We start from the raw sequence: 11,831 nt of genomic DNA on the forward strand, positions 1-11,831 counted from the left end.
TCCCTTTCTGTCCTTCTTCTTCTCTGACGTGTCGACTTCAGGAGACAGACAGAAAACCCAGCCGCTTCAATTGGGCAGGCTTTGGAATGTTTTGTGACCGAAGGGTAAAATGGACACCACCCACCCCTTCCAATCGGCCGCTTCGATCATTTGCAGAGACACGCGATCATTTCCATATCAGGCCGTGAAGTAGCTCAATATTTCTGCCGTGCTGTGCACTTCAGCAAAGGTATCTTCCAATGACACGAGTGCAGACTGGTGCAATTGTTCGTGGGGAATAATGACACCCTGATGATTAGACAGGTCTCGCGTGGCGCTGGCGTCGGCTGAGACAATCACCTGGTAACCCAGAGGAGCTGCATCCCTTGCGGCACCCGCTACACAAGCATGTGTCATCAACCCGGTAATGATCAGGGTCGTTGCACCGGCGGCCTTGAGCTGGACGTCGATATCGGTGCCTTGGAATACACTGACCTCAGATTTCCTGATGACTGCATGGTGCTTCTCTGGAGTGATATCGCGATGAAAAGCGACCGTTTCCCCGCCTTCGGCAAAAATGGGAGACCCGGAAGGTGTAATGTGCTGGACGTGGAAAACGGACATTCCAGCCTTGTCGGCTTTTTCAATCAAAAGCTTCGCATTCTCTAGTGCTGCTGCACCATTGGGGATGGGTAGTCGCCCGCTGAAATACTCCTCCTGAAAATCAATCACAAGGAGTGCCGTTACAGAAGGGTCCAGCCTGGAGGTTTCGGGAGCACCGGCGATTGCTCTTATCGTGGGATGTTGCATCATAACGTCCTCTTGTTCAAAAGATGCAATTGCTTCGCCTGGTTTCGATCGACATGAAAGTGGCTCATCGGACAATTTCTGCTAACATTGGGCCAAACGGAAGATGGAACCCTTTAATGCACACTGTAGCTGTCTTGGCCTACGACGGAATAAGCCCCTTTCATCTTTCAGTACCGGGTATCGTGTTTGGCGACGACCTGCTGAAGCTCGGCATTCCGCGATACAATTTGCATGTATGCGCAGAACGCATCGGTCCGATAAGAACGCTTTCCGGATTTGATATCGACGTAAGACACGATTTATCGGTCGTGGAGCAGGCTGACACTGTGATCATACCTTCCTGGGGCGCTCCCGATGACATTCCCCAGAAAACACTGATTGACGCTCTGGTAAAGGCGAAAGCACGCGGTGCCAGAATTGTGGGGCTTTGCTTGGGGACATTCGTTCTGGCTTATGCAGGTCTTCTCGAAAAAAGAACTGTTTCTACACATTGGGCCTGGGCTGATGACTTCCAAAAGGCCTATCCAGACGTCCACCTCGACAGAGATGCGCTTTACTCCGACGAAGGAGACATCATTACCTCGGCTGGCACGGCGGCGGCCATTGATTGTTGTCTCTATATATTGCGGAAGGATCAGGGTGCGGAAATTGCCAATCGTGTCGCCCGAAGACTGGTCGTCGCGCCTTATCGTCATGGCGGGCAGTCCCAGTATATTGAGATGCCGATACCGGATATAAGCCGCACCAACAGTCTCTCCAAGGCAATGGACTGGGCACTGGCTCATCTGAATGAAACCATCACCGTCGACGTTCTCGCCAACCGGGCCAATATGAGCCGCCGCAGTTTCACGCGCCATTTCCGCCAGAAAACAGGGACAACCCTGGTCCAGTGGTTGCTCAATCAGCGGCTTTCCGTTGCGCAGCGCCTGTTGGAAACTGGCGATTGTTCCGTCGAGAATATCGCCAGTATGGCAGGCTTTGGTTCAACGGTTTCATTCAGGCTTCAGTTTGTTAAAACATTCACTGTGTCTCCTGCAATCTATCGCAGACATTTCAGAAGCAGAAACATCCGGTTATGATTTAACCGCACACCATTTAAAACAACACCCCATTGCATCGCTGGAATTGAAAGTTGATTGGCGGCTTTCGGGAGTTCGCAGAACGCATACTGGCAGTTCCTGACGTCATGACTGTGTTGATGAGGTACAAGCAGGCTGGAACGGTTGATCGGGGTCTCGCCTAGCGGCATCAAACTGGTTCACGTGGTGCGCAAAAGCAAGGCGTCGTTGCAACACAACTCCGGGGCAGATGGCTACGCACGAATGTACGCAGCCACGTTGTTCAGTGCAGTGAGGCGCTTGCCGCAAGCCGCTCATCCTTGTCGTGCAGTGCGAAGCGGTCAATCATATCAGCACTCGCTTCGTTGAAGCCGAGGACTTCGACCTCGTCGCCTGCCTGACGGAACTTCAATACGATCTTGTCCAACGCGCCAATTGCGGTGATGTCCCAGAGATGGGCCTTTGTCAGATCGATGATGATCCGCTTACCCTTATCCGTGAAGTCGAACGCATGGATAAAGGCTTCCGCCGACGCAAAGAAGACCTGCCCCACCACTGCATAGGTGACACTGTTTTGTTCGGCATCCTCCACGCGCGTGACCCTGAACAGACGGGCTACCTTACCAGCAAAAAAGATGCCGGACAGAAGGACGCCAACGATCACGCCTTTCGCCAAATCATGCGTTGCGACGACAGTGATGACCGTCGCCAGCATGACGACGGATGACGGAAGCGGATGGCGTCTCAGGTCGAGGATCGACCGCCAGGAGAAAGTGCCAATGGAAACCATAATCATAACCGCAACAAGCGCAGCCATGGGGATGATCTGGACGAGGTCGTTAAGGACGACGATCAGGAACAACAGGAAAGCACCCGCGACGAACGTTGAAAGCCGTCCTCGACCGCCAGATGTTACGTTGATGACCGACTGTCCGATCATGGCGCATCCGCCCATGCCGCCGATCAGTGCCGAGGCGATGTTCCCCGCGCCCTGTCCAACGCATTCCTGACTCTTGTTGCTCGGCGTGTCCGTCATGTCGTCGACGATCTGCGCGGTAAGTAGCGATTCGAGCAGGCCGACAGCAGCAAGCGTCACCGAGTATGGGAAGATGATCTGCAGCGTCTCCCAGGTCAACGGAACCTGCGGAAGCATCAGGAATGGGATAGAAGACGGTAGCTCACCGAGGTCGCCGACGGTGCGCAGGTCGATGCCAAACCACCACGCCATGGCCGTGAGGACCACGATGGCCACGAGCGGCGATGGAATCGCCTTGGTCACGTATGGAAAGAGATAGATGATGGCGAGGCCGCCTGCGATCATCACGTAGGTAAGCGTCGGGACCCCTATGAGTTCGGGCAACTGGGCCATGAAGATCAGGATCGCAAGTGCGTTGACGAAGCCCGTGATAACCGAGCGGGAGACGAAGCGCATTACGCGGCCGAGCCTCAGCCATCCCGCGACGATCTGGATGACGCCCATCAGAATAGTGGCCGCGAACAGATACTGAAGACCGTGCTCTTTGACCAACGAGATCATGACGACAGCGGTCGCAGCCGTGGCGGCAGAGATCATGCCCGGCCGACCGCCCACAAAGGCGGCCACGCAGGCAATTGCGAAGGAGGCATAGAGCCCCACCTTGGGATCGACACCCGCAATCACCGAGAAGCCTATCGCTTCCGGGATAAGCGCGAGAGCGACGACGATACCCGAAAGCACGTCGCCACGGATGTTGGAGAACCACTCCTGACGGTAGTTTGAAAGAGTTCGCATGGGAGATTTTTCACAGTTGAGGCAACGGGCCGAGGGAAACTCGGTCCTCGAAAATGGAATAGGTTGCGTTGCTGTGTTGTCTGGCGGATCGGCGGCCAGAAGAGCCACCCGGAGTTTCACCGGGTCCTTGTGGATGACGCTAAGTAGCTCACGCAGTCCAGTTTTGCAATTACGTCTCAGTCTGAACCCGCTCGCCACAAAAAATAGGCTGCGGCGTCAAGGTGCGGGTGTGACACCGGTTACCTTCAATGCGTTGGCTCCCGTTCAAAAAGTGGTCTCGATCTGAACAGAGATAAAAAGTTGCGACACCGGTCACGTCGGGTAACGCTGCGTTGTCGTTTGGACAGAAAAACTGAAAAGATACTTCCGATCTTTCTCTACATCTTGATGCATGCAAGATATGAGACGCATAATTGCGGAGCGATTTTAGGGAATTCAATCAAATCGGACGACACATTGCCACAATCAAAGCGTCAAATCGTTGTCGAACGTCCGGGCTAATTTTCGGGCAACTCATTCTCCAGTCCAAGCAACAAATCATCCGAGAGATTACGAATTGCCCGCGTCACTTCGAGAGCCGTCCAACCTGCGTTTGTAGCGATATCAATGAGTTCGACTAATCGGGCAGAAATAGACTCTTGGCAGTCTATCTCTCTGCCTGGGTATCCTCCATCCCTTTTGGGACCGAATATCAATCCTGGCGGTGCACTCACTAGAACCTCCTCAAGAAAGTCGGCTTATCGATGATATATCTCATGACGCTCACAAGCCGAATTTCTCCTCTATGCACGAGTTTAGCACAATTTTTTGTTGCAGCTATCTATACATATCCATTCAAGCCATATTCTGAACCATCATCGCGATGCATCAATATTTATATGAGCATAATCATCCCACGGACGCGTCCAGCAGAATAAGAATCGAACTCGCCATTGCTATTTATTGTGGAGTTTGGGTTGGTGATCAGGCAAACGCTAAATAGTCACTGGGTGTGCATCTAGAATTGTATGTGCGAAACCGTGATCAGCGGGCTCGGTCCGAAGAAAACCAGTTCTCTTAACAGAAGTGGATAAGGCGGCGATGACGCAGCGTGCAGAACGCATTTCGTACGTTCTTCGCACCTATTCGACGGAGATAGTGAGGTTCAGCGTGTGCGCTTTGTGCCCACCGAAAGGGCCTCAAAAACTTCCCTCTCCAATTTCTATAGCAGGCTGACCAAATCTGTTTTCATTGGATCTCCTTTCAGGAGTTCCATCTCAATGATCGTCCATAGTGCGATCATTGCCGGCGAATCCTGCGTACCTCGATTGAAAATAAATGCTCGATATCCAACCACTCAAGCACCCCGCGGTCCAGATTACATACCATATCCCGGACTTCCCACCATCATAACAACGTTTTACACCTGCCGCGAAATACGGCCACGCGCAGACAATCCAACCGAACGAACTCATCCTCTGAATATGTACTGGGCCATATGTATCAGAGCGGGTCGTAGCAAAGAACCACCAAGCAACCCAGTTCAGGAAAACGAAGGCGAGAGGGATTGTAATCGTAAGGAAGCCGCCCAATCCGACCCTTGAATGAAAACAAAGAAATCATAGTGTCTCCGCTTCGCAACGATGTTGGATTTAAAAGACCATCAAGGCATGAACATTGCCACTGCGGCGGCGCCCATTACCAGGGTGGCAATCCAGCCGAGTGTTAAAAGCGGTAATCCAATTCGGTAAGCACCCATCACAGATTTGTTTGAAGCAAGCAGAATCACCACCACCATCAAAGGAACGGCCACGACCCCGTTTATTACCGCACTCCAAAATAAGGCCTTCATGGGACTTATGGGGGAATATTGAATCACAAGCCCGAGCAAAATACTAACTGTGATAATGCCATAAAAGCCCCGTGCGTCAGTTGCTTTGAGTTCAAGACCGGATTTCCAGCCCAGAGCTTCAGATAATGCGTACGCACCGGCCCCGGCCAGAACAGGCACGCCAATGAGACCGACACCAAGAATGCCAAGTGCGAACAAAATATAAGCAAAATTGCCCGCCAGCGGCTTAAGCGCAGAGGCTGCTTGGGCAGCGGTTTCAATACTTGTTATGCCCTGTACGTTCAATGTGACCGCGGTAGCCAGTATAATAAAGAAGGCCGTGACGTTGGAATATAGCATACCACTCCAAGTATCCCAGCGTATGCGCTGAAGCTCCCTAGGGGCGGCGGCCGCATCCCTTGAAAGGGGAGCTTCATTGTTTCTTCCATGCATTTCTTCTACTTCCTCTGAAGCTTGCCAGAAAAAAAGATAAGGACTGATCGTAGTGCCGAAAACACCGATGATCATGGCAGCGGGATTAGAATCCACGGCAAATGTCGGCCACATCGTGCGCCGCGCCACTTCCGCCCACGGAACGTGCACAGCGAATAAAACACCGGCATACGCCAGTAAGGAGAGTGTGAGCCACTTGAGGAAATAGACATAGCGATGATACGGGATGAATACTTGAAGCAAAAGCGTCGCAACTACAAACAAGGCTGTCATCAGATGGCGGTCGACACCACTGACCAGTTCGGCAACTTCACCCATCGCTGCGACATCAGCGGCTATATTAAGTACGTTGGCGATTAACAGCAACAAGACAACGCTTCTGACAACAATTGGCGGATACGTTTGCTTGATATTGGCGGCCAAACCCTTTCCTGTGACGCGACCAATGCGACCGCACATAGATTGCATTGCCGCCATCAGCGGGAAGGCAACAGGCATGGTCCACAGCATATTGAAACCAAACTGAGCACCAGCCTGAGAATAGGTTGCAATTCCACTGGGATCATCGTCCGCCACGCCAGTAATCAGGCCCGGCCCCACACGCGACAGGGGGTGCTGTTTTAGGCGTGACCAAAGAAACTCAAACCGAATCCCTGTTTGATACTTCTTCATGCTTCCTTTGCCAAGTGCCATTAGCCCGCCCCTAGATCAGTCTAGAACCAATTCGGGTATTTTTCGAATATCAGTTCGACCAGAATACAGACGTCAAAGCCCGCTTCGCTTTAAGAAAAAACTATCGCGAATGCATCCTATTCAAGGTATACTTTTGCGCCTAGTTCCGGCAACAATATTCAAGGGAGATCCGTTTTTCGAAGGATCCGCGGGCCGTTGAGCTCGATCTTAAGCGTGAACGAAGCGATCAACTCACAGAAACACCGCTTTATTGCAGTATATCCGCACAAAAGACGGCAACGCACACACGATTGAAAGCGATGGCACGTGCATGCCTGACTGTGCATATCGCTCCTGAGATCAAAAACTCTGATTTAATTTGATCTCAAACAATGCGACGCAATTTTGCAGCTGTTATTGTCTATGCTGTCGGCAAAAATTTCGGGCTAAAATTCTTTAAACGCAGCGTGAGACCAATAATCTAAATAGCATTGTGCTAGAGCGCATCCCGAAAAGTGTGAAACGGTTTTCGGAAAAGATGCGCGTAAAAACAAATGATTAGAGCGCCGATCTGATCCAATCAGATCGAAACGCGCTCTAGTGTAGTCGATCTGAAGCAAAGGAAATGCGGCTTGGACAAGCAGCTGATTACTTTCAATGCCGGTTCGTCCAGCGTGAAACTCGGTTTTTTCGCGTATGATGGGGAACAGATCGTAAAATTCTCCCGAGGTGGGATCGATCTGAACGGCTCACCCTTAACCTTTCGCTTACGGGGAGAACTTTGCAACCTAGATATCGTATTAGATACATCTGGTGCAGATGAGATCGCTGTGATCGTTGAAGAACTTTTCTCGAGGCTCTCGACGCATACAAATCTCTCCCGTATGCTGGCAGTTGGCCACCGGGTGGTTTTCGGCGGTGACCAATTCATCCAGCCAATCTTGGTCGATGATAAGCACATCAACGCAATTGAAAGATTGTCAAGTTTTGCTCCGTTGCACCAAGCGAAAAGCGTCGCTTTAATCAGAGGCATCCAAAAGCTCTTTCCGCACGTCAAGCAAACCGTATCCTTTGATACTGCGTTTCATCAAACTATCCCGGAAGTCATTCGCCGCTTCGCGCTTCCACGTGAATTCCACGAGCGTGGCTTAAAGCGATATGGCTTTCATGGCCTCTCCTATAAGTCGATAATCGGCAGTTTTTCCCAGAAGCAGCCAAAGCTTGCTGTCGGAAGGATCGTAGTCGCACATTTAGGCAGCGGAGCCAGTCTTTGCGCCATCAAGGGGGGCAAAAGCATCGATACAAGCATGAGCTTCTCGACACTGGACGGTATTCCGATGGCAACCCGCTGCGGAGCACTCGATCCGGGCTTGCTTCTTTATTTTCTGCAACAAGAGAACATGTTTCCAGATGCGCTATCAGATTTGCTCTATCATCGCTCGGGCCTTCTCGGACTCTCCGGAATAAGCGGTGATACGCGCGATCTCCTTGAAAGCAACGCACCCCATGCCCGTGAGGCTCTTGAAGTATTCACTCTGCGTATAGCTGGTGAAATTGCCCGTCTTGTTTCCACTCTTGGCGGTCTCGACGCACTCATTTTCACTGCCGGAATTGGGGAGAACCAGCCAGAGATTCGCGCTGCGGTTTGCCTACGCCTCTCTTGGCTAGGGATAGATCTCAATATTAGTGCCAACAATCGAAATACGTTCCGGATCACCACCAACTCGAGCCGTACGGCTGCATTTGTACTTCCTACCGACGAAGAACGTATCATCGCCTTGGAAACACTTCAGGTTCTTGAGAACAGCGCCGCTTAAACCATAACTGACATGACTGCGTAAATCAGTGAAGGAGACGAAGCATGAGCAGGGCATCACCTCTTGGTCCTCTTAATTCCGAGGAGCTTTCGCTAATTGATCGATATTGGCGCGCGGCCAACTATCTATCGGTAGGGCAGATTTACCTCATGGACAATCCGCTCCTGCGCAAACCGCTTGAACCGGAACATATTAAGCCCAGATTGCTCGGTCATTGGGGTACGACGCCTGGCCTCAATTTCATTTATGCTCATCTTAATCGCATTATCAAGCAACAGGCTGCCAATGTAATCTACATATGCGGCCCCGGTCACGGCGGTCCGGGCATTGTGGCGAACACCTATCTCGAAGGAGTGTACTCGGAGATATACCCCGCAATAAGTCAGGACGAAGCAGGCATGGGCAAGTTATTTCGCCAGTTTTCATTTCCTGGCGGCATACCAAGCCACGTCGCGCCTGAAACACCAGGTTCAATTCATGAAGGCGGAGAACTTGGATACTCCCTCGTGCATGCCTATGGCGCCGCTTTCGACAACCCAAATCTGGTGGTTGCTTGTGTCGTAGGCGATGGCGAAGCAGAAACAGCAACGCTTGCCGCTTCATGGCATTCAAACAAGTTTCTCAATCCCTCCCGCGATGGCGCAGTCCTGCCGATCCTGCACCTCAATGGCTACAAAATAGCGAACCCTACTATACTCGCGAGACTAGCAGATAATGACCTAACGAACTTGTTCATCGGTTATGGCTACGAACCGTTCTTCGTCGAGGGCAGCGAGCCGGAAGCAATGCATCAGAAAATGGCGCAAACACTTGACGCGGTCTTCGAACGTATTGCTACAATCAAGAAGAATGCCGATGTTAAATCACCAGAACGTCCGTTCTGGCCCATGATCATCCTGCGAAGCCCGAAAGGCTGGACGGGTCCCAAAACAGTCGACGGTCAAATTGTAGAGAATTACTGGCGTTCGCATCAGGTGCCTGTTGCGAACTGCCGGGAAAACAGCGGACACAGAAAGATCCTCGAAAACTGGCTAAATAGCTACAGTCCGGAGGACTTGTTTGACGAAATGGGTACATTGAAACCCGAATTACGTGAGCTCGCTCCAAAAGGCGAGTTACGCATGGCTGCCAATCCACATGCCAATGGAGGATTGCTGCGCACCGAACTTCACACACCCGATATCCGTAAATATGCTGTGTCTATGGATCAACCTGGCGTGAAAGAGGCACAATCAACAAGAATTTTTGGTGAATATCTCCGTGACGTTCTAATGCTGAACGAACATGAGAAGAACTTTCGCATATTTGGTCCAGACGAGACAGCTTCCAACCGTCTCGGCGCTGTTTTCGACGTTAGCGACCGTGTATGGATGGCTGAAACGCTTGATACAGATGATCATCTGTCGTCAGACGGGCGGGTATTGGAAGTATTAAGCGAGAACTTGTGCCAAGGTTGGCTCGAAGGCTATTTGCTGACCGGAAGGCACGGGTTCTTCTCTTGCTATGAAGCTTTCATCCACATCGTTGATGCGATGTTCAATCAACATGCGAAATGGTTGCAGGTTGCGCAAAAATTGGAATGGCGAAAGCCTGTATCGTCACTCAATTATCTCTTGACGTCTCATGTGTGGCGTCAGGATCACAACGGTTTCTCTCATCAAGACCCAGGCTTTGTTGATCTCGTCGCCAACAAAAGTGCAGACGTGGTTCGAGTTTATTTTCCACCGGACGCCAACACGTTGCTGTGGGTTGGCGATCATTGCCTGAAAACCTGGAACCGAGTGAACGTGATAGTGGCGGGGAAGCAGCCAGAACTACAATGGCTCGCAATGGAGGACGCCATACGCCATTGCGAAGCGGGTCTGGGCATATGGGACTGGGCCGGGACGGAAGACGGTCTGGAACCAGACATACTGATGACTTGCGCGGGCGATGTCCCGACCATGGAAACCCTTGCTGCGGTTGATCTACTGCGTCAGTCTCTACCGCACCTGCGCATCCGCGTTGTCAATGTCGTGGACCTGATGGTTTTACAGTCACCGCAGCATCATTCGCACGGTATTTCTGATGAAGATTTTGACCTGATGTTCACAACCCACCGTCCGGTCATCTTCGCTTATCACGGCTATCCTTATCTCATTCACAGGCTCATTTATAAGCGCGCCAACCACCCTAACTTCCACGTGCGAGGCTTCATCGAAAAGGGGACAACGACAACGCCTTTCGATATGGCGGTTCTCAACGAACTGGACCGCTTTCATCTGGCGATTGAGGCGATAAGGCGTTTGCCATTAAACAACGAGGTAGCGCTACCTCTGATTGCCAACTTCGAGGAAAAACTGACATTGCATAAGAAATACGTTTGCGATCATGGCGAGGACATGCCGGAAATCAGGGATTGGAAATGGCCTTACACCAGATGAACCAGGCGTTCTCAAAACCGCCCACGAAAGCCGTATCGAATGATTAAATCCTCTGGCCCTTGAAGAAGGAAGACAAACTGTGCTGAAGCTGAAGTTTCTGGGGGGAGCCGGAACTGTGACCGGTTCAAAATTCTTGCTCTCATTCAATGCGAATAACATTCTCATTGACTGCGGGCTTTTTCAGGGACTGAAGAACCTACGAGGGTGGCGTCGCCTTAACCGATTGCGGACGTCGTGAGTTCTTGAAGGGCGAATTTCAGAGCGCAGTCGACAATGCGATTTCACGCCAGGTAGTGACGGCGATTGCGCGGAGTTGGCGGTGTTCGTCGGCGGTCAAGCATTTGCGGTGAAGGAGAAACAGATTGGCGGTCTGGCCGTGAGTTGAGACGAAGCGTTGACATTGTCGCGCGGACTTGAAGCGCATCATACGTTGCTCTCGTCGTCGTACTGGTAGATGCGAATTCTCAGCTCGATTGTTCAATCTCTTGTGCGAGCGATGTTCGACGCCAGGCATCAACTCGGCCTTCGCGGCCGAATAGGAACGCAGCTTATCGGTTACCATCACGCGGGGTGGTCCCCTGGCCCTTGAGCAGTTTTCTCATCAAACGAAGCGCTGCTACCTTGCTCCTTCGGCTTTGCAGCAGGGCATCGAGGACGTAACCGTTGGCATCTACGGCGCGCCACAGCCAGTATTTCTTTCCCTTGATCGTCACCACCATCTCATCGAGCTGCCACTTGTCGGCAAAGTGGCCTCGTGAGCGGCGGCGGAATTGATGAGCGAACTTCAAGCCGAATTTCGCCGCCCACTCGGCGACGGTCTGAAACGTGACGATGATGCCGCGCTCCGCCAACAGATATTCCACGTCGCGCAGGCTCAACGGGAACCGATAATGGAGCCACACCGCATGTGCGATGATCTCGGCAGGAAATCGGTGGCGTTTGAAGTGGGCATGTCGGGCTTCGGTCATGACGCTTGAATAACAAGTCAATTCAAACCAGCCGGTTAAGGCGACGCTATCGTGGAGGCCGTTGTTCGCA

At 51.8% G+C, this 11,831-nt stretch carries 6 protein-coding genes, 1 pseudogene and 1 other annotated feature; of the genes and pseudogenes, 3 read left to right on the forward strand and 4 right to left on the reverse strand.

From position 1 onward, the window contains the following. Positions 1–177: 177 nt before the first annotated feature. Positions 178–792, reverse strand: coding sequence for a cysteine hydrolase family protein (locus tag LJ361_RS10455; RefSeq protein WP_010660386.1), 615 nt, complete (start codon positions 790–792; stop codon positions 178–180). Between the two features lie 26 nt (positions 793–818). Between LJ361_RS10455 and LJ361_RS10460 the strand changes: the two genes are divergently transcribed. Beyond that, the gene (locus LJ361_RS10460; protein WP_235907984.1) at positions 819–1,868 is read left to right on the forward strand and encodes a GlxA family transcriptional regulator; all 1,050 of its coding nucleotides are present in this window, start codon (positions 819–821) and stop codon (positions 1,866–1,868) included. Between the two features lie 262 nt (positions 1,869–2,130). Here LJ361_RS10460 and LJ361_RS10465 read toward each other — a convergent pair whose 3' ends face one another. Next, positions 2,131–3,618 carry a SulP family inorganic anion transporter gene (locus LJ361_RS10465; protein ID WP_029928529.1) on the reverse strand — a complete coding sequence of 496 codons (1,488 nt, stop codon included), beginning with the start codon at positions 3,616–3,618 and terminating at the stop codon, positions 2,131–2,133. 74 nt (positions 3,619–3,692) lie between these two features. Then, positions 3,693–3,748 (reverse strand) — a sequence feature (sul1 is cis-regulatory element that is thought to sense ions involved in sulfur or methionine metabolism; They are found in Alphaproteobacteria). 1,512 nt (positions 3,749–5,260) lie between these two features. Continuing rightward, on the reverse strand, positions 5,261–6,574 hold the full coding sequence (locus tag LJ361_RS10470) for an NRAMP family divalent metal transporter (protein WP_209418709.1): 1,314 nt from the start codon (positions 6,572–6,574) through the stop codon (positions 5,261–5,263). Positions 6,575–7,185: 611 nt separating this feature from the next. Between LJ361_RS10470 and LJ361_RS10475 the strand changes: the two genes are divergently transcribed. Further along, positions 7,186–8,370 (forward strand): acetate/propionate family kinase, encoded by a 1,185-nt coding sequence (locus LJ361_RS10475; RefSeq protein WP_151614775.1) that lies wholly within the window; start codon positions 7,186–7,188, stop codon positions 8,368–8,370. 44 nt (positions 8,371–8,414) lie between these two features. Next, positions 8,415–10,793, forward strand: coding sequence for a phosphoketolase (locus tag LJ361_RS10480; protein ID WP_094515219.1), 2,379 nt, complete (start codon positions 8,415–8,417; stop codon positions 10,791–10,793). A gap of 256 nt (positions 10,794–11,049) precedes the next feature. Here the strand turns inward: LJ361_RS10480 and LJ361_RS10485 are convergent. Continuing rightward, positions 11,050–11,761: pseudogene (locus LJ361_RS10485) on the reverse strand (IS6 family transposase). Positions 11,762–11,831: the final 70 nt, after the last annotated feature.

It is taken from the genome of Brucella sp. JSBI001, assembly GCF_026014005.1.
Lineage (GTDB): Bacteria > Pseudomonadota > Alphaproteobacteria > Rhizobiales > Rhizobiaceae > Brucella > Brucella anthropi.